At 61.5% G+C, this 16,992-nt stretch carries 19 protein-coding genes; 7 read left to right on the top strand and 12 right to left on the bottom strand.

The window, feature by feature from the left end:
• Positions 1-121: 121 nt before the first annotated feature.
• The 5 genes from ACT3UQ_RS05385 to ACT3UQ_RS05365 form a co-directional block, all read right to left on the bottom strand.
• Complete coding sequence (locus ACT3UQ_RS05385) at positions 122-652, bottom strand: hypothetical protein (RefSeq protein WP_105552049.1); 531 nt, start codon at positions 650-652, stop codon at positions 122-124.
• A gap of 205 nt (positions 653-857) precedes the next feature.
• Positions 858-1,451, bottom strand: coding sequence for a TetR family transcriptional regulator C-terminal domain-containing protein (locus ACT3UQ_RS05380; protein WP_444636625.1), 594 nt, complete (start codon positions 1,449-1,451; stop codon positions 858-860).
• Between the two features lie 27 nt (positions 1,452-1,478).
• The gene (locus ACT3UQ_RS05375; protein ID WP_444636624.1) at positions 1,479-1,865 is read right to left on the bottom strand and encodes a hypothetical protein; all 387 of its coding nucleotides are present in this window, start codon (positions 1,863-1,865) and stop codon (positions 1,479-1,481) included.
• A 422-nt stretch (positions 1,866-2,287) separates the two neighbouring features.
• Positions 2,288-3,298, bottom strand: a complete 1,011-nt coding sequence (locus ACT3UQ_RS05370; protein WP_105569116.1) for an NADP-dependent oxidoreductase — start codon at positions 3,296-3,298, stop codon at positions 2,288-2,290.
• 46 nt (positions 3,299-3,344) lie between these two features.
• On the bottom strand, positions 3,345-3,731 hold the full coding sequence (locus tag ACT3UQ_RS05365; RefSeq protein WP_105569117.1) for a DUF1304 domain-containing protein: 387 nt from the start codon (positions 3,729-3,731) through the stop codon (positions 3,345-3,347).
• A 99-nt stretch (positions 3,732-3,830) separates the two neighbouring features.
• Between ACT3UQ_RS05365 and ACT3UQ_RS05360 the strand changes: the two genes are divergently transcribed.
• A complete protein-coding gene (locus ACT3UQ_RS05360; protein ID WP_096286972.1) occupies positions 3,831-4,409 on the top strand; it encodes a TetR/AcrR family transcriptional regulator in 579 nt (192 codons plus the stop codon).
• 69 nt (positions 4,410-4,478) lie between these two features.
• On the opposite strand, the gene gndA is transcribed toward ACT3UQ_RS05360, so the two are convergent.
• Positions 4,479-5,918 (bottom strand): NADP-dependent phosphogluconate dehydrogenase, encoded by a 1,440-nt coding sequence (gndA, locus tag ACT3UQ_RS05355; RefSeq protein WP_444636623.1) that lies wholly within the window; start codon positions 5,916-5,918, stop codon positions 4,479-4,481.
• Positions 5,919-6,126: 208 nt separating this feature from the next.
• Between gndA and ACT3UQ_RS05350 the strand changes: the two genes are divergently transcribed.
• The 4 genes from ACT3UQ_RS05350 to ACT3UQ_RS05335 all read left to right on the top strand — a co-directional run bounded on the left by ACT3UQ_RS05350 (position 6,127) and on the right by ACT3UQ_RS05335 (position 10,081).
• Positions 6,127-6,858 (top strand): FadR/GntR family transcriptional regulator, encoded by a 732-nt coding sequence (locus tag ACT3UQ_RS05350; protein WP_096286976.1) that lies wholly within the window; start codon positions 6,127-6,129, stop codon positions 6,856-6,858.
• A 413-nt stretch (positions 6,859-7,271) separates the two neighbouring features.
• Positions 7,272-8,009 (top strand): DUF5058 family protein, encoded by a 738-nt coding sequence (locus ACT3UQ_RS05345; protein WP_444636622.1) that lies wholly within the window; start codon positions 7,272-7,274, stop codon positions 8,007-8,009.
• 26 nt (positions 8,010-8,035) lie between these two features.
• Positions 8,036-8,782, top strand: a complete 747-nt coding sequence (locus ACT3UQ_RS05340) for a hypothetical protein (RefSeq protein WP_096286980.1) — start codon at positions 8,036-8,038, stop codon at positions 8,780-8,782.
• A 72-nt stretch (positions 8,783-8,854) separates the two neighbouring features.
• Entirely contained in the window at positions 8,855-10,081 is a 1,227-nt protein-coding gene (locus tag ACT3UQ_RS05335; RefSeq protein ID WP_444636621.1) for an amidohydrolase, read from the top strand.
• 119 nt (positions 10,082-10,200) lie between these two features.
• Here ACT3UQ_RS05335 and ACT3UQ_RS05330 read toward each other — a convergent pair whose 3' ends face one another.
• Both ACT3UQ_RS05330 and ACT3UQ_RS05325 read right to left on the bottom strand, forming a co-directional pair.
• Positions 10,201-11,616, bottom strand: coding sequence for a GntP family permease (locus ACT3UQ_RS05330; RefSeq protein ID WP_105552042.1), 1,416 nt, complete (start codon positions 11,614-11,616; stop codon positions 10,201-10,203).
• Positions 11,617-11,655: 39 nt separating this feature from the next.
• Positions 11,656-12,171, bottom strand: coding sequence for a gluconokinase (locus tag ACT3UQ_RS05325; RefSeq protein WP_217990385.1), 516 nt, complete (start codon positions 12,169-12,171; stop codon positions 11,656-11,658).
• A 318-nt stretch (positions 12,172-12,489) separates the two neighbouring features.
• On the opposite strand from ACT3UQ_RS05325, the gene ACT3UQ_RS05320 reads away from it, so the two are divergent.
• Positions 12,490-12,750: a GlsB/YeaQ/YmgE family stress response membrane protein gene (locus tag ACT3UQ_RS05320; RefSeq protein ID WP_444636620.1), complete on the top strand. Its 261-nt coding sequence runs from the start codon at positions 12,490-12,492 to the stop codon at positions 12,748-12,750.
• A 269-nt stretch (positions 12,751-13,019) separates the two neighbouring features.
• Here the strand turns inward: ACT3UQ_RS05320 and ACT3UQ_RS05315 are convergent, their stop codons facing one another.
• Entirely contained in the window at positions 13,020-13,145 is a 126-nt protein-coding gene (locus ACT3UQ_RS05315) for a hypothetical protein (RefSeq protein WP_444636619.1), read from the bottom strand.
• 77 nt (positions 13,146-13,222) lie between these two features.
• Positions 13,223-13,459 (bottom strand): hypothetical protein, encoded by a 237-nt coding sequence (locus ACT3UQ_RS05310; protein ID WP_444636618.1) that lies wholly within the window; start codon positions 13,457-13,459, stop codon positions 13,223-13,225.
• A 233-nt stretch (positions 13,460-13,692) separates the two neighbouring features.
• Between ACT3UQ_RS05310 and trhA the strand changes: the two genes are divergently transcribed.
• On the top strand, positions 13,693-14,385 hold the full coding sequence (gene trhA, locus ACT3UQ_RS05305) for a PAQR family membrane homeostasis protein TrhA (RefSeq protein WP_444636617.1): 693 nt from the start codon (positions 13,693-13,695) through the stop codon (positions 14,383-14,385).
• A 77-nt stretch (positions 14,386-14,462) separates the two neighbouring features.
• Here the strand turns inward: trhA and ACT3UQ_RS05300 are convergent, their stop codons facing one another.
• Complete coding sequence (locus ACT3UQ_RS05300; protein ID WP_096286993.1) at positions 14,463-15,740, bottom strand: MFS transporter; 1,278 nt, start codon at positions 15,738-15,740, stop codon at positions 14,463-14,465.
• On the bottom strand, positions 15,737-16,906 hold the full coding sequence (gene argE, locus ACT3UQ_RS05295) for an acetylornithine deacetylase (protein ID WP_176484199.1): 1,170 nt from the start codon (positions 16,904-16,906) through the stop codon (positions 15,737-15,739). The genes ACT3UQ_RS05300 and argE overlap by 4 nt, the downstream gene beginning before the upstream one ends.
• Between the last annotated feature and the right edge of the window lie 86 nt (positions 16,907-16,992).

The raw sequence follows: 16,992 nt of genomic DNA, 5'->3' as shown, positions 1-16,992 counted from the left end.
GGCGGATTTCCCGGAGCGCTGGGACCCGTTTTTCTCCCGATCGATGACGCTATCCGAGATCTACGCCTACCCCAGCCGGCATTTCGCATTCCATGCCCGGCAGCTGAGCCTTCGGCCCTAGCTATTCGCTGGTGAAGATCTTCAAGATCTCCGGGTCGCTGTCGCGCCCCAGCTTCTGGTCGATCCTGAGCGCCAGCTGCGCTTGGCGCATCATGGTCTCGTGCTCGGGGCGCAGCTCCGGATTCAAGCGTATTCCCATGGAGCTAAAGCGCCGCGACTTGCTCAGCGCCAGATCCTTGACCATGTCGTGGATCATCGCCAGATCCTCGGGCTGCACCTTCCAGCGCAATCTGCTCAGCCGCTCCCACTCGCGGCGCTGCTCCGCGTCCAGGCCATCGGGCAGCTCGCCCTGGCCCTGGAGGTGCGCAAGCATGGTGGTGCCCAGGTTCTGCTCAACGGTGCTGTCGGCCAGGCAATGGTTGACGGCGTTTTCCACGCGCACCCACCATTGCTCGGCGCTTTTGATTTTTGTCCGGAAGCGCAGGGCCCTCAGCGCCACAAAAGCACCCACCGCGGCCACCAGGACGGCGAGCAGCGGGGCGAGCAGCAGCAGCTCCGCTACCGCCCCGGAGGTCGAATCCAATCCATACATGATCCGATCCTAACCCGATGGGCACTCCTTGTGGCTGGCCAGGACAATTAAATGCGGACCAGCATCTTACCGGTGTTGGCGCCGCGCAGCATGATCCGCCAGGGCCCAACAAGCCGGCTCGGATTGGAGCGCGATCGCCAGCGCGCGGCTAGCGTCGGTTTCAATAGCGAGTGCTCGGACGCGCGATGCTCCGGCACTCTTCATGTCAGGGCTTCGACGTACCGCGGCCGACGGCCGAGGTGAAGTAGAAGTCCAGCATTTCGTTCAGCGGCTGGGCATTCCCCCGAAGCCGGCTGCGAAGCGCGGCGCCTTCCCAACAATCCACCAAGAGAGTCGCCATGATTCGGGGGTCGGCCCCGGCCGCAACCTCGCCGCGTTCGATAGCCAGCTGGAGGCAGGCCGCGATGCGTTCGGCAATCTGGGTCAGGCACCCATCGATCTTGCGCCGGAACACCTCGCTGACCCCAGAGAGTTCCTGGCCCAGACCTCCCAGGAGACAGCCCAGATAGCCCTCCTCGCGGTAGCTCTGCTGGGTCAGCTCGAAGAATGCCCGCACCCGGTCCAGCGGAGCAAGATACTCATCGGTCAGGCATGTATCGAGACCGTCGTGCACCCCGCGCATGTACTGCCCGATGACTTGGAGCGCAAAATCTTCCTTGTCCCGGAAATGATGGTAGAAGGAGCCCTTCGGGGTGCCGGTGGCCGCGAGCAATGCCTGGATCCCCAGATCGTTGTAGCCCTGCTTCAGCAGCATCGGCATCCCCGCATCGAGCAAGAGCTGCTTGGTCGGATGGTGCATTTGACCAGACGGTGCGTCCACGAGGGGTTAGCCACCGACTTTCTTGATCATATGGTCGATAACCTCGCTGTGCGGCTGCTCCGGACTGAACATGACGATTTGGGCATCTGCATCGACGCGCACGTTATGGCCCGACGGCCAGTAGAAGAGATCATGGGCGTCGACCGTTTCCTGAGCGCCCAGGGAATCCGTGGTGGTGATCCTGCCTTGCAGCACGTAACCCCAATGCGGGCATTGGCACAGATCGCCTTCCAGTCCCTCGAACAACGCGGTGGTGTCCACGCCCGCGGCGAGGGTGAAGTATTCACCGCTGATGGACTCGAATCCGCTCCCGTCGCCGAATCCCTTGCGCTGACGGATTACCGCGCCGGGAATTTCCATCCTGACTTCGACATCGCCCCTTGCCACACGCATGATTCTTCTCCCTTGAAGAAATACTGCATCAAATTAGACCGGTCGGTCTATTTCCACTCTACGCTTCACTCCGGCGCTCTCCTAGGGGTAGGAGCCAGATACTTTCTCGGCTTTCCGCGGCCGCCGTTGCGATGCGCACCGGGATCCGCAAGGTGGCCTGCGAGAATCGAGTTTTTTATGCACGCCCGCAATTTGCACCGATCGGGGCGAGCGGTGACCGGCCAAGTTCCGAAGCCTGCGAATTTCGCCTCACCAAGCATGGTTGAATCCCCAGGCCCGCGGATTGGCTCACCGAATCACGCATGGTCTTGGTCGGCAAAATTCTCAATGCACTCTGGCAGCGACGGGAGACAGCAGGAGCGCAACTGGGCTCTGCAAAGTCATTGCAGAGCCCAGTGGCACTCACTTCATGGTGCTGGCGGCTAGATCCGCACCAGCATCTTGCCGGTGTTGGCGCCGCGCATCATGTCCAGGAACGCATCCACGGTGTGCTCGATGCCGTCGACGATGGTCTCGTCGTAGGCGATCTTGCCCGCGCCGAACCAATCCCCCATTTGCTGCCCGAATTCTCCGGACAGGTGCAGGTAGCTGGAGAGGGTGAAGCCCTGCAGCTTGAGCCCGCGGGTGATCAGGTTGGCCATATTGTCCGGGCCGGCGGCTTTTTCGGTGGTGTTGTATCCGGAGATCGCCCCGCACAGTGCGGCGCGTCCACCGTCGTTGAAGGAAGCTAGCGCCGCTTCGAGATGCTCGCCTCCGACGTTGTCGAAGAACACGTCGATTCCCTCGGGAGCGGCGGCGGCCAGCTGGCCGCGCACATCGCCGTCCTTGTAGTTGAACGCCGCGTCGTAGCCATACTTGCTGGTGAGCAATTCGACCTTCTCGGCGCTGCCGGCAGAACCGATGACCCGCTTGGCTCCGAGCAGCTTGGCGATCTGTCCGGCCGCGGTACCCACGGCACCTGCGGCGCCGGAAATGAAGACCGTCTCCCCGGCCTTCAACGAGGCAATCTCGGTCAGGCCAACATAGGCGGTCAACCCGGTCATCCCAAGGATATGCAGGCGCAATGACAGGGGCATGCCCGGAATCTCGGGAACCTGGCTGAAGCTGGAGGCTTCTTCCTGGACGGTATCGGACCAGCCGTGCTGGTGGAGCACCACCGTTCCGACCGGCAGCTCTTCGGCTGCGGACTCGACGACGCGGCCGATCGCGCCTCCCGTGATCCGTTCGCCAATCCCGTAGGGCGCAACGTAGGAACGCGCGTCGCTCATTCGTCCGCGCATATATGGGTCAACGGATAGGAATTCGTTGCGTACTCGCACCTGGCCGGCACGCAGCGGCCCGAAGGCGCTGGTGGTGACGTTGAAGTTTTCGGCAGTTGGCCAGCCGGTGGGACGGCTAGCTAGCTGGATCTGCGTACTGGTAAATTCGCTCATCCTGATGAGTACCTTTCTGGGGGCGGTTGTCGGGTACGGAAATAACCTAGAGGGCCAGACCGAGGATCATGAAGATCACCGCGAGGAGCGGCAGCACTCCCTGCTTCAGCGCCGCGGAGGCCTTGTCCGGACTGGAGATCAGCAGTACCGTGGCGGCAAGCACCATGGAACCGGCACCGGTGAGCACCAAGGTGGCTGCGATCACCGGCTGGCCCATGAGGAAAAGCACCACACCGAGCAAAACCGCGATTCCGAGGAACAGGTTGTAGAAGCCTTGATTGAAGGCCAGTTCCTTGGTGGCCTTCGCTTCCGCCTCGCTGGTTCCAAAAATTGCGCGCGCTCGCGGGGTGGTCCACCACACGGATTCCATCAAGAAGATGTAGACGTGAATGATTGCTGCCAACGCGCCAAGCACGAGTCCGATAATAACCATGATGGAGGGCTCCCTACGGGCTTAGTGGCCCAAGTTATTTTGTAATGACCATTTCAATATATACTGGAATGGTCGTTACCGAAAGTGGAAAGGTATGTGATGGCAAGAACACTAGCTTTCGACCGCGCGGAAGTCATCGAAAATGCTCGCTCGGTTTTCTGGTCGAAGGGCTTCGAGGCTACCTCGGTGCCCGAGCTCGAAGCCGCCACGGGACTCAGCCGCTCGAGTATCTACAATTCCTTCGGTTCCAAGCGTGGCCTGTTCGATGCGGCTGTCGTCAGCTACCTCGAAGAAATCGTGCGGCCTCGGCTGCTCCCGCTGCTCGCAGACCAGGTTCCGGCCTCGGCGCTCACCGACTACCTGCAGGGGCTCGCCGCCGTTTTTGCCCGCCCAGAATCCCTGCCCGCCGCGCATGGCTGCCTGTTGATCAATACCGCCAGCGCACCTTTGGCCCAGGACTCGAAGATTTCGCGCATCATCGGCGAATACCGCGCCGAGTTGCAGGCCGCGATACTCCGTGGCGTGGCCAGCGCGCTGCCCGAGGCGAGTGCGGAGCGCGCGGGCATGCTGAGCACCGCGATCACCGGCCTTGTGGTCGCATCTTTCGCCCTGGTGCGCATAGCGCCCCAGGAGGCCGTGCGGCTGCTGGCCACGGCAGAACTGCTGCTCGCCGACTGACCTCCGATTAAACGAGCACACCCGCAGATTCTAAGAAGAATCTGCGGGTGTGCTCGTGATGCGTGAAGACTAGTGGGTGTCCACTGCCTCGACCTCGGTGCGGTCACCGCTCCACTGCGTGTGGAAGGTGCCTTCCTTGTCGACGCGTCGGTAGGTGTGCGCGCCGAAGTAGTCGCGCAGCCCCTGGGTCAGCGCTGCCGGCAAACGGTCGCGGCGCAGGCCATCGTAGTAGGCAAGCGAGGAGGAGAACAGCGGCGCTGGGATACCCAGCTGCACTGCAACCGAGACCACGCGGCGCCAAGCCGGCACGGCCTTTGCGATTGCCTCGGCGAAGGCCGGAGCGAAGAGCAGGTTGACCGGCTTCTCATCTGCCGAGTAGGCGGCGGTGATGTCCTTGAGCAGGGCGGCACGAATGATGCAGCCTTCGCGCCAGAGCCCGGCGATCTCGTCCATCTTCAGTTCCCAGTTGTACTCACCAGCAGCCGAGGCGAGCATGTCCAGGCCTTGTGCGTAGGAGACGAGCTTCGAGGCGAACAGCGCCTGGCGCACATCCTCGATGAAGTTCTCCGGCAGGGTGACCTCGGTGGTGTTGGCCGCCAGGACTTCCTGGCCCACCGCGCGGATCTCGCGCTGCGAGGACAGCGAACGGGCGAAGACCGATTCGGCGATGGCCGAAACCGGCGAACCCATATCCAGGCCGGACTGCACGGTCCAGCGACCGGTGCCCTTCTGGCCTGCCGAGTCCTGGATGACATCAACCAGTGGCTTGCCGGTGGCGGCATCGGTGTGGCCGAGGACCTCTGCGGTGATCTCGATCAGGAAGCTGGAGAGCTCGCCCTTGTTCCAGTCGGCGAAGATCTCTGCCTGCTTCGCCGGCTCGATGCCAGCGGCATTGCGCATCAGGTCGTATGCTTCGCCGATGACCTGCATGTCGGCGTACTCGATGCCGTTGTGCACCATCTTCACGAAGTGGCCGGCACCGTCGGTGGAGATCCATGCGCAGCATGGAGCGCCATCGTCGGCCTTGGCCGCGATCTTCTCGAGCATCGGACCCAGGGCCTTGTAGGACTGGGCCGACCCGCCTGGCATGATCGATGGGCCGAGCAGTGCGCCCTCTTCGCCGCCGGAGACGCCAACGCCAACGAAGTGCAGACCCTTTTCGGTCAGTGCCGCTTCGCGGCGGCGGGTGTCGGTGTAGTGCGAGTTGCCGGCGTCGATGACGATGTCGCCCTCTTCGAGCAGTGGCACCAGCTGATCGATGACCGAATCAACCGGACCGCCGGCCTTCACCATGATCAGCACGCGGCGCGGGGTCTCGAGATTCGCGACCAGCTCTTCGAGCGATTCGGTGCGGATGAAGTCACCTTCATCGCCGTGCGCCTCTAGCAGGGCATCGGTCTTGGCGACCGAGCGGTTGTGCAGGGCGACAGTGTATCCGTTGCGGGCGAAGTTGCGGGCGAGGTTCGCGCCCATCACGGCCAGACCTGTGACACCAATCTGTGCAGGCATAAAAATAAGTCTCCATCAGTTACCGGGGAGTTGTACCGTTTTTTGGAAACCGGGAACTCACGGCCTCCATCACGGCCATGTGACGGGTTCTATTCTACGCGTGCGCACCCATCGATTCCCAGACCTGAACGCTTTTTAAAGCATATTTATTTTTCGCCTCGGCTGTGCCAGCGCATCTTGACCAGCAGATATTGGCTAAACTGACGCCATGGCAACTAGTCTGCACGCTCATGTGGTTGAGCACCTCGGCTCCCGAATCGTCAACGGGCAGATCCCGCGCGGATCGATCATCCTGGCCGCCGAGCTGGAGGCAAAGCTCCAGGTTTCCCGTTCCGTGATCCGTGAAGCGGTGCGCGTTCTAGCGCAGTGCGGCCTAGTCACCAGCACCAAACGCGTAGGCATCAGGGTTCTGGGGCCCGAAGAGTGGAATCCTTACGACACTCAGGTCATCCGCTGGCGCCTGGCGAGCGAGCAACGCGGCGCCCAGCTGCGCTCGCTGACCGAACTGCGCATCTCGGTGGAGCCGATGGCCGCAGAATTAGCCGCAGAGTTTGCCCCCGAAGCGATGCGCAAAGAGCTTCTGCTGATCTCGGCCCAAATGAATCATTACGGACGCCAGGGCGATTTGCGTCGCTTCCTCGAACTGGATATTCGCTTTCATTGCCTGGTGCTCGCCGCCTCGGGCAATGAAATGTTCGCGAATCTGGCCACCCCCATTGCCGCGATCCTGCGCGGACGCACCGAACTGGGCCTGATGCCCGAACGCCCGCATGAGGAGGCCCTGGCCTGGCACCAGTCGGTTGCCGAAAGCATCTCCCATGTGGATGCGCTCGGCGCACGGCGCAATATGGAAAGCATTATGCGCCGCACGCACAACGAAATCTGCAGCCTGTGGGATGGCGCACCGCGCGTATTCGTCGATCCGAATACGAAAAAATAGCGCCGCGCGACCACGGACCACGACCCGCCCCCGAGTGAGCCCGACACCTTTAATCGCTGGTCAGAGATTTATTCTGCGCTTGCGAGCTGTGGCAGAACACCCGAAAAAACTGTTTTCGATGTGACGTAAGTCAAGTATGGTTAGTGGCACGCGGCGACAGGCCACGAACAATTGCATAGTCTTCCGAACACTCGTGGCCGGTGAATCCCGGAGCACGCTCGGACACCGGTGGGGCTCACTTCGGCCAGCCTCATTCACCCCCGAGCCCCGCCGCGTACGGAAACCTTGGGGCGCAGTTACCGGGCATAACGGTTCCCCGACGAGAAGTGCCTGAGTTGTGCATCGGGCATGAAACTGGTTCAACACGGCGCTCGCTTTCCGCCGTGAACCATGCGCCGAAGGGTAGACCGCTGATGCACTTCCCAGCCGTGGTGGACAACAATTCCACCGATATTCTCGCAGTAGCCAATTCGCCGGTGCTTTGGGCCTGCGCCGTCGGCGTTTTCTTGGTCATCGTGCTCCAGAGCATCATCTACATGAAGGCCGCCAAAATCGCGGCGCCTCATATAGGAATGAGCCAGGCGGAGATCAAGAGAAGCTTTAATGCAGGCGCCATCTCCGCCTTGGGCCCGTCGCTGGCAGTAGTCATGGTGGCGGTCGCCTTGCTCACGGTCTTCGGAACCCCGGCCGTGCTGGTCCGCATTGGTCTGATCGGATCGGTATCCTATGAAACCGCGGCCGCGGCCATCGCGGTGAATTCCACCGGCGCCGAACTCGGTGGCCCCACCTATACCCAAGCGGTCTTCGGCCTGGCGCTTGCGGCCATGAGCCTTGGCGGTGCCATGTGGATGATCGCCACACTGGTGCTCACCCCGCTGCTCAAACGCGGTGATTCGGCGCTGCGCAAGGTCAACCCCGCCATCATGATGAACGTTCCGGGGGCCGCGATGGTCGCCGCCTTTATGGTGCTCGGCATCGGCGAGCTTCCCAAATCCTGGATCCATGTGGTCGCCTTCGGTTCCTCGGCGGTGATCATGACCCTGCTGATGCTCCTCGCCAAACGCGTGGACCGGCCCTGGATCAAAGAATGGGCACTGGGCATCGCCATCATCTTGTCATTGGCCATCACGCACCTCGCTACGCGTGCCTAGCCCACACCGGATTCAAGGAGCACATCATGAGCAATTCCACCGAAATCCACGAGGCGCTCGGAACCTTCGACAAGACCACCTCGCGCTGGGGCCGGATCACCATGATCATTGGCCTCTTTTTCTCCCTCGCGGCCCCAACCTATCTGGTCTTCTTCTCCGGGCTCGATATTGAACTCGCCGGAGTCCTCGCCGCCTTCGCCGCCCTAGCGGCGGTTTTTGGCGTGATCTGGGTCGTTGAACCGCTGACCTATTACCCGATCCTCGGCGCCTCGTCCATGTACCAGGCATTCATGATTGGCAACATCTCCAATAAGCTGCTTCCCGCGGCCATGATCGCCCAGTCGACCATCGGGGTGAGGCCCGGAACCCGCAAGGGCGAGCTGTCCTCGGTCGCTGCCATCTGTGGTGCGGCCGCAGTTCACCTGACCTCATTGTTCATTTTCGTCGGGCTGCTCGGCACCTGGCTGGTCAGCGTGATTCCCGCCGATATCGTGAACACCGTCCAGGTCTACATCCTGCCCACGGTGATGGGTGCGGTTCTCATCCAGGCAATCGTCAGCCAGAAGTCCCCGCGCGCCGCGGTGATCGCGTTGGTGGTCTCGCTGATCGTGGTCTTCGTACTGTCGCCGCTCTCCCCCAAGATGGCGCTGTTCTCCACCGCGATCGCCGTGATCTCCACGGCCGTGCTGGCCTGGGTGCTACGCGACCGCAAGAGCCTGCCGTCCACGGAAGACTCCGAGGGCGAGGTGCCGCCGGAGGGTCCGGTGTATTAGCAACGAGCCGATTCACTGCGGCGGTTCTGCGTGGTTCCGCCGCACCTGCTTGTGAAAGGACCAGGAACTCCGATGAGCAACATCCCGCAGCCACTGAAAATGACCGAGGCCATGGCGGCCGATCTGCTCGACACCTACAAGCATTTGCATGGCAGCCCCGAACTTTCAATGCAGGAACAGCAGACCGCCGCGTATCTCGCGGCGCGTTTGGAGGCGCTTGGTCTTGAGGTGTTCCGCTGCGGGGGCACCGGGGTGGTGGGGGTGCTGCGCAATGGGGCCGGGCCGGTGATCGGCCTGCGCGCGGACACCGATGGGCTACCCGTCCTGGAGGACACCGGCTTGGATTATGCCAGCCATGCCAGCGGGGTTTTGGAGGACGGAACCGAAGTTCCGGTGATGCATGCCTGCGGGCACGACACCCACATGGCCACCGCGCTCAAGACCGCCGAGCTTTACGCGCAGGGAACGGAGCATTGGGCCGGTACCCTCGTTTTCATTCTGCAACCCGGTGAGGAAACGGCCGCCGGAGCCAAGGCCATGGTGGACAACGGCCTGTGGGACAAGGCCCCAAAACCCGAGGTGATCTACGGGCAGCATGTGATGAACGGGCTGGCTGGAACGATTACCATCATGGAGGGCGCCGCGATGACCACCGCCGATTCCTTCCGGGTCACCGTGTTTGGCCAGGGTTCGCACGGTTCGATGCCCGAGCATTCCATCGACCCCATCGTGCTCGGCGCGGCGATGGTGATGCGCTTGCAGACCATTGTCTCGCGGCAGGTGGCCCCGCAGTCCGCCGCAGTGGTGACCGTCGGGTCATTCCATGCGGGGTTGAAGGAAAACGTGATTCCGGACCGGGCGATCTTCACCCTCAACGTGCGCACCTTCGACCCGAAGGTCCGCGAGACGGTCCTTGGCTCGATCCGGCGCATAATCACCATGGAAGCCGGCGCCTCCGGTGCCCCGGAACCACTGATCGAGGACATCTCGCACTTCCCGCCGCTCTACAACGATCCGGCGGAAACCGCGAGGCTCACCGAAGCATTCCACGCCGAATTCGGCGCGGAACGGGTCCTGCCGGGCCAACCGGTGATGGGAAGCGAGGATTTCGGAGCCCTTGGCGCGGCGATCGGCGTGCCAAGCGTGTTCTGGTATTTCGGTGGAAACGACGCCGCGACCCTGGCCGCCGGAACCCCACCGGCGAACCACTCACCGTTTTTCGCACCGGTGCTCGAACCGACCTTGAGCACCGGAGTACGGGCCGCGGTGCGCGCCCTGTACTCGAAAGTCGGCAAGTAACGGCTGCGGTGGACTTAGCTGCCCGATGGCAGGCGACCTACTACCCGGCATTCTTAAACAGCTTGCCTCCCGGAATCCACAGATTCCGGGAGGCAAGCTGTCGCCACATATCCAAGAGGCTAGGCGAACATGCTGGCAATCGCATAGAGCACCATGACCACGGCGAAACCGACGAGCGAGATCAGGGTCTGGCTCACGGTCCACACCCGCAAGGTGGTGGGAACGTCCATTTGGAAGAAGCGGGAGATCAGCCAGAAGCCCGAGTCGTTGACGTGGCTGGCAATGACCGAGCCGGCCGCCAGCGCAAGGACCATCAACACTACTTGCAGCGCGCTGAGCGAGGCGTCGGCCAGCACCGCGGGCTGGACGATAGCAGCCGCGGTGGTCAAGGCAACGGTTGCCGAGCCCTGCGCCACGCGGACGACGGCGGCAATCAGGAAGGCCGCAACGATCAGCGGCAGTCCGACATTCTCCAGCGAGGACGCAATGGCGTCGCCGATTCCGCTGGCGCGCAGGACGCCACCGAACATGCCACCGGCACCGGTGATCAAGATGATCGAGCATACCGGGCCGAGTGCCGAATCGACGATCGTCTCGATCAGGGTCTTGTCCTTGCCCTTGCGGAATCCCAGCAGGTACATCCCGAGCAGGACGGTGATGATCAGCGCGACTGGAGTTTCACCCAGCAGCCGCAACCACTGAACCCAGGTTGCTTCCGGATCAACCACGCCTGCGGAACCGAGCATGTTCAGCCCGGTGTTCAGGAAGATCAAGCCCAGCGGGAGCAGCAGGAGGCTGAAAACGGTTCCGACCGATGGGGAGGATTTGAAGTGGTTCTTATCCTGGCCGTTGCCCAACGCGGCACCCAGGATATCGGGTACCGGGATGTCGAACTTGCGGCCGACAAACTTGGCGAACAGGTGACCGGCGATATACCAGGCCGGAATCGCAACAATCAGACCCATGATGAGCACAAGACCCACGTTGGCGCCCAGCAGGCCGGAGGCCGCCACCGGACCCGGGTGCGGGGGTACAAAGATGTGCATGGCAGAGAATGCGGCCGCTGCGGGAATACCGTAGAACAGCAGCGATCCGCCGAGCCGGCGCGCCACGGTGAAGATGATCGGCAGCATGACCACGAGGCCCGCGTCGAAGAAGATCGGGAAGCCGAACAGCAGCGAGGCGACGGAGAGCGCCAGGGGCGCACGGTCCTCGCCGAATTTATCGATCAGCCAATTCGTCAGCACCTCGGCGCCACCGCTGGTTTCGAGCATCCGTCCGAGCATTGCACCCAGACCCACGAGGAGGGCCACGCTGGCCAAGGTGCTTCCGAAGCCGCTGGTCATCGTGGAGATGATCGAACCTGCCGGAATACCGGCGGCAACGGCCGTAAGTAGGCTGGTCAGCACCAGCGCCACGAAGGCGTGGACGCGGAATCGGATAATGAGCAGCAGCAGCAACGCGACGGCCGCCACGGCTACTCCAAGGAGGCCTGGGGTTCCCAGCGTCCAGTTCATTTCGAGCTCAGATGTCATTGTCTTCCTTGATCAATGGAGGTTATTAGCGCTTCGGGTCTAGTGCTGGAGTTGGAGCTGCTGGAGCAGATCATTGACGATTTGCTCTGGAGTGTGTGCAATATCCCCGAGGAGCACATGCTCATCGCTGCCTGGTTCTTCAAGCGTAGCCAGCTGGCTGATCAACAGGGAGCTCGGCATGAACTCGTGTTCTCGCGCCGCCATGCGTTCGCCAATCAAATCCTTGCCACCGGTGAGGTGAACAAAGAGTGTGCTCGGTTCGTGGGATCGAATCAGATCTCGATAAGCCCGCTTGAGTGCAGAACAAGCGATGACCACCGGAGCGCCTGCCGTACGGCTCGACGCCAAGGTGTTGCCGATGATCTGCAGCCATGGGGTGCGGTCTGCATCCTCGAGGGCAATTCCCGCGGCCATTTTGGCGCGATTTTCCTCCGGATGCAGCGCATCCCCATCGATGAATTCCTGCCCTAGGTGAGCGGCGAGAAGGGCTCCAATGGTGGATTTGCCGCTTCCTGAAACGCCCATCACGATGATGGGCAGGTTGTTCAATGTCATTATTCACTCCGTCGTGCGCGAAACATATATCAGCTTTTATTGGCCTTGCTTGATATAAAAGCAGATTTAAACAGACTAGAAGCGCCACCCTCGCGTGTCAAGGAAAAAATCCCTCGAATCCGAGCTCCACAGAGTCCATGCATGTCAGCTCGCGGGTCGCCGCGAATACTCGTAAACCTTCAGGCGGCGGTTGAGAGTTTTCCAAAAATTCTCCTAAAAATTGCCAAGGACGTGGAACTCCTACTCAAAGACGAGTAGTGTCACCACCAAGTAGGTCAAACCCGACCACTTCTGATAGTTAGACCATTGGAGAGAACCATGGGATTTATTGGATGGATAGTTCTGGGATTGATTGCCGGAGCTATCGCAAAAGCAATTTTGCCAGGCAAGCAAGGCGGCGGCTGGATAATGACCTTGCTGCTCGGTGTTGTCGGCGCCATCATCGGCGGCTGGATCGGTAGCGCTATCTTCGATGTTGGTGTCGATAAGTTCTGGTCGCTTTCAAGCTGGCTGCTCGCCATCGGCGGTGCGCTCATTGTCCTGGTCATCTGGGGCTTCATCACCAAGAAACGGGCTTGATCAGCTCCCGAGGCGCCTAGTCCTCGGGCTTAAGGTCTCAAGGGGCCCGGAAATCGACATTAATCGATTTCCGGGCCCCTTGCCTTGCCATCCGCCGCTAAACCCGCCAGCGTAGTCGCGCGTCCGGCCTAGATGCCTTGCAGGTCTAGACCTTTCCGGCTCTCGACTTACCCGTGTCCGCATGCTTGCAATACGAACCCGGGTGAATGCTGCCCGCCGCGTATCTGATCTTGATGTTCTCCGGAGCCTGCGGCGTGGCAGTGTCTTTTTTACCGGTTGGCTTGATCGGCTTTACTTTGGCTCCGGCAACTGCGCAGCACCTTTTTCATGGCATTCTTTTCGGCCTTGGTTACCGGCAAGGCGTATTTTTTCTTCGCGCTGATCTGGGTGGCCACATATTGGCACCGGAACGATTTATTTTTCGGCAGCCACTCGGCCGCGCTCTTGCGCCTTTTTGGCGATTCGCCGACGCCTAGGAAGCCATCAGGTTCAACGGATCGTTGGCTAACACCTGCCGCTGCGGCTGGGGCAGTTTCTGGCCTCCGGAAATCCACGCATTCTTCAGTGCCACCACCTGATCAATGTCGACCGAAGCCACCGAGTCAATCGCGAGCATGGCTAGAAGACGGCACAGCATTTGCCTCTCCCATTTGCGCAAGTGAATGACGATGGTTGAGAGGTGATCGGGCTTGCTGATCGACCGCAGCAAGCTTTGACGGAATCTTCAACCACATAGGTAGCTTAACCCGCCAATTCCCCGAGAGCGCTCCGGCACGAGGGCCGGCGGTAGAACCGAAATTGAGCGCCTTGAACAACGAATGCCTCTCGTTCACAGACACGTCATCGGCGCATTTAATGCCCAATAGTGTGGAAAACGAAGCTGCTGGTCTCACGTAGACTTCAAGCAACTAGGCACACGTCTTCGACTAGCTAAGGAACCGCATGACAGGCAACTTCTCCGAAGCCAACGAGCCGACCCCGCCGAGGAAACGTCGGGAGCCGACCCCAGGAACCGAAAGGACCAAATGGCGCGGTGTCATTCATGCATGGAGCACCCCGCTGGTCATCATCTTGGGCTTGCTCTTGGTGGTTCTCGCTCAGGGTGCTGCCGCGGAATGGTCTACCGCCGTATTTGTGCTCACCTCGATTACGCTGTTCGCGACATCGGCCATGTACCACCGGGGCAATTGGAGTCCGCAGACCATGGTCTGGTTCCGGCGCGCCGACCACGCGAATATTTTCCTGCTGATCGCCGGTACCTATACTCCGATTGCCATCCAGATCTTGGATAGGCCGCAAGCCACGTTGACGCTGTCGATCATCTGGGCCGGCGCCGTACTCGGGGTTCTGGTGAAGACCTTTTGGCCATCAGCACCACGTTGGTTCTCCGTAGCGCTCTATATCCTGCTCGGCTGGGGTGCGGTCATGGATATCCCCTCCTATTGGGCAGCGAGCCCTGCGGTTCTGCTGCTCATTCTGGCTGGCGGCTTGTTCTATACCGTGGGTGCGGTGTTCTACGCGATGAAGCGTCCGAACCCGATCCCTACGGTCTTCGGATTCCATGAATTATTCCATGCCTGCACGGTCTTGGCCTTCCTCTGCCACTGGACCGCGGTGCTGCTGGTAGTCCGCTAGGGACGCGCAACGAAAAACGGCTTCGATCTTCCACAAGGGAAGATCGAAGCCGTTTGGCTTGGGGCCGCGCCCGAGGGCTAGCGCAGCTTGTAGCGCAAGCGAATGAAGGCCAGGCCGATCAACGAAACCACGGCGATGGCCATGTAGTACAGGCTCGGCGCGTCCAAGGATCCGGTCACGCTGAGCAGCCAGGTCAGCACCAGCGGCGCGATTCCGCCGAGCAGGGTCACCCCGACGTTGTAGGTCACCGAGATGCCCGAACCGCGAATGGCTGCCGGGAACAGCGAAGAAATCAAGGCTGGCAACGGTCCGAAGTAGAAGGACATGATCACGCCAAGCAAGGCGATCACCAGGATCATCACCGGGATGCTCGGGTTGCTTGTCATCAGCTTGAACAGCGGCCAGGCGAGCACCAGCGCGCCGACCGCAGCCCAGGTCATGACCTTTGCCGGACCCACCCGGTCAGCGAGGTGCCCGATCAATGGCACGCTGATCAGCGTGATGGTGCCGGCGACAACTCCGCCGAGGAACGCGGCATCGGCTGGGATATTCAGATTCGTCACCGCGAAGGTCGGCATGTACAAGATCATGTACACCGAGATCGTGGCCACGCCGATGGCCGCCGATCCGGCCAGGAGCCGCCCGTAGTGCTGGCTGAACAACTCTCCCAGCGGGGACTTGACCTTCTTGGTGGTGATGAACTCCTCGGTCTCTTCCAGGCGCGCACGAATATACAGTCCCACCGGACCGATGAGCAGGCCTACGAAGAACGGCACACGCCAGCCCCAGCTTTCCAAGGACTCCTGGGATAACTGGGTGGTCAGCACGTAGCCGAATCCGGAAGCCAAAAGCATCGAGACGCCCTGCGCGGCGACCTGCCACGAGGAGTAGAACGCCTTCTTGTGCGGCGCGCTTTCGATCAGGAATGCAGTGGCGGTGCCGAACTCGCCGCCGGCGGAGAAGCCCTGGATCATGCGTGAGAGCAGGATGATCAGCGCACCCCAGACCCCGACCATCGCATAGGTGGGAGCCACCGCCATGATCAGCGTTCCGACCATCATCAGCATCAAGGTGAGCGTCAGCGCCTTTTTCCGGCCCTTGCGGTCCGCATAGCTGCCGAGCACCATGCCGCCCAGCGGCCGGATGAGGTAGGAGATGGCGAAGGTCGCAAAGGTCAGGATCAGCGCGAAGCTCGCATTGGACTCCGGGTAGAACAGCTTGGCGATGGTGGTGGCGAAGGTGGCGTAGACAATGATGTCGAACCACTCAAGGGCGGCGCCAATGGAGGAGGAAATAACCGCCTTGCGGGCTACGGCCAGCTGCTGCGGGGTAGCTATCTGTTCGCTGGTGCTCATGCGGACAGCTCTTCGGCCAGACGCAGAATGAAGTTCTCGCAGTCAACGAGCTGCTGCAGTTCGATGAACTCATCCGGGGCGTGCGCCTGCGCGATGTCGCCCGGGCCGCAGACGACGGTGGGGATTCCGGCGGCGGAGAACAGGCCGGCTTCGGTACCGTAGGTGACCTTTTCGTCGGTGGCGATCGCACCGCAGGCGGCGCTGAGGCCAACGATCTCGGCGTCCTGGACGGTTTCCAGTCCCGGGGCGCCGGCAATCTGCTCGAACTCCACCGAACCTGCCGAGTTGACCTGTTGCATCTGCGCTTCGAGCTCGCTTGCGTAGTCGCGGAAACGCTGAATCAGCGCTGCGCGATCCACGACCGCCAGCGAACGGAATTCAAAGTGCACCACGCATAGCGAAGGGATCGTGTTCACCGCGATGCCCCCGTCGATGCGGTTCACGTTCATGGTGGTGGTCGGCTCGATGAAGGCGGCATCCGACGGGCCGTCGGTGCGCAGTTCCTTGGAGACCTCTTCGACGAAGCTGGCGAAGCGCAGCGCGTAGGAGATCGCATTCAGGCCCTCGCCTGGCAGCGAGGAGTGCGCCGCGACGCCGTTGAACGCCACTCGGAAAACGTTCATGGACTTGTGCCCGCGAATGGCGCGCATGCTGCTCGGCTCCCCCACGATCGCTCCGCGCGGGGCGAGTTCCTGGCGGGTGATCTCCTCCACCAGGCTGACCGCACCCACGCAGCCGACCTCCTCGTCATAGGACAAGGCCAGGTGGATCGGCTCGGCTAGCTTCGCGGCCGTCAGCTCGGGAAGCTTGGCCAGGATGACGCCGATGAAACCCTTCATATCGCAGGTGCCCCGGCCGTAGAGCTTGCCGTCGCGGACCTGGGCGCTGAATGGTTCGCTGGACCAGTCCTGCCCGTCGACCGGGACCACGTCGGTGTGTCCGGACAGCACGATGCCTCCGGTACGCGATCCGTCGGCCGCCGGGATGGTGGCCAGCAGGTTCGCCTTGCTGCCATCTTCGTTGTGGATGAGCTGCGAGCTGATGCCGGCCGCGTCGAGCTTGCCGACCACCAGGTCGATCAGTGGCAGGTTGCTGTCGCGGCTGGTGGTATCGAGGCTGATCAGTTCGTTGATCTGCGCCATGGTCGCTTCGGCTGGTGAAGCCATAATGAACTCCCGGTCTTCGTGGTAACTACGATCTGCCAATGCTTTCACACCAAGTCACCGCCGCAAAGAAGATTTCAGACTATGGC

The sequence above is a fragment of the Glutamicibacter sp. AOP12-B1-11 genome (assembly GCF_052379245.1).
Classification (GTDB): domain Bacteria; phylum Actinomycetota; class Actinomycetes; order Actinomycetales; family Micrococcaceae; genus Glutamicibacter.
The sequence above is the reverse complement of the archived record's forward strand: the minus strand, read 5'-3'. Positions and strand labels throughout refer to the sequence as shown.

Coding starts and splice junctions, on each gene's coding strand:
- ACT3UQ_RS05385 (WP_105552049.1), bottom strand. CDS start 652: ATGTATGGATTGGATTCGACCTCCGGGGCGGTAGCGGAGCTGCTGCTG.
- ACT3UQ_RS05330 (WP_105552042.1), bottom strand. CDS start 11,616: ATGACATCTGAGCTCGAAATGAACTGGACGCTGGGAACCCCAGGCCTC.
- ACT3UQ_RS05350 (WP_096286976.1), top strand. CDS start 6,127: ATGGCAACTAGTCTGCACGCTCATGTGGTTGAGCACCTCGGCTCCCGA.
- trhA (WP_444636617.1), top strand. CDS start 13,693: ATGACAGGCAACTTCTCCGAAGCCAACGAGCCGACCCCGCCGAGGAAA.
- ACT3UQ_RS05300 (WP_096286993.1), bottom strand. CDS start 15,740: ATGAGCACCAGCGAACAGATAGCTACCCCGCAGCAGCTGGCCGTAGCC.
- ACT3UQ_RS05320 (WP_444636620.1), top strand. CDS start 12,490: ATGGGATTTATTGGATGGATAGTTCTGGGATTGATTGCCGGAGCTATC.
- ACT3UQ_RS05345 (WP_444636622.1), top strand. CDS start 7,272: ATGCACTTCCCAGCCGTGGTGGACAACAATTCCACCGATATTCTCGCA.
- ACT3UQ_RS05360 (WP_096286972.1), top strand. CDS start 3,831: ATGGCAAGAACACTAGCTTTCGACCGCGCGGAAGTCATCGAAAATGCT.
- ACT3UQ_RS05370 (WP_105569116.1), bottom strand. CDS start 3,298: ATGAGCGAATTTACCAGTACGCAGATCCAGCTAGCTAGCCGTCCCACC.
- argE (WP_176484199.1), bottom strand. CDS start 16,906: ATGGCTTCACCAGCCGAAGCGACCATGGCGCAGATCAACGAACTGATC.
- ACT3UQ_RS05375 (WP_444636624.1), bottom strand. CDS start 1,865: ATGCGTGTGGCAAGGGGCGATGTCGAAGTCAGGATGGAAATTCCCGGC.
- ACT3UQ_RS05325 (WP_217990385.1), bottom strand. CDS start 12,171: ATGACATTGAACAACCTGCCCATCATCGTGATGGGCGTTTCAGGAAGC.
- ACT3UQ_RS05365 (WP_105569117.1), bottom strand. CDS start 3,731: ATGGTTATTATCGGACTCGTGCTTGGCGCGTTGGCAGCAATCATTCAC.
- ACT3UQ_RS05335 (WP_444636621.1), top strand. CDS start 8,855: ATGAGCAACATCCCGCAGCCACTGAAAATGACCGAGGCCATGGCGGCC.
- ACT3UQ_RS05340 (WP_096286980.1), top strand. CDS start 8,036: ATGAGCAATTCCACCGAAATCCACGAGGCGCTCGGAACCTTCGACAAG.
- ACT3UQ_RS05380 (WP_444636625.1), bottom strand. CDS start 1,451: ATGCACCATCCGACCAAGCAGCTCTTGCTCGATGCGGGGATGCCGATG.
- gndA (WP_444636623.1), bottom strand. CDS start 5,918: ATGCCTGCACAGATTGGTGTCACAGGTCTGGCCGTGATGGGCGCGAAC.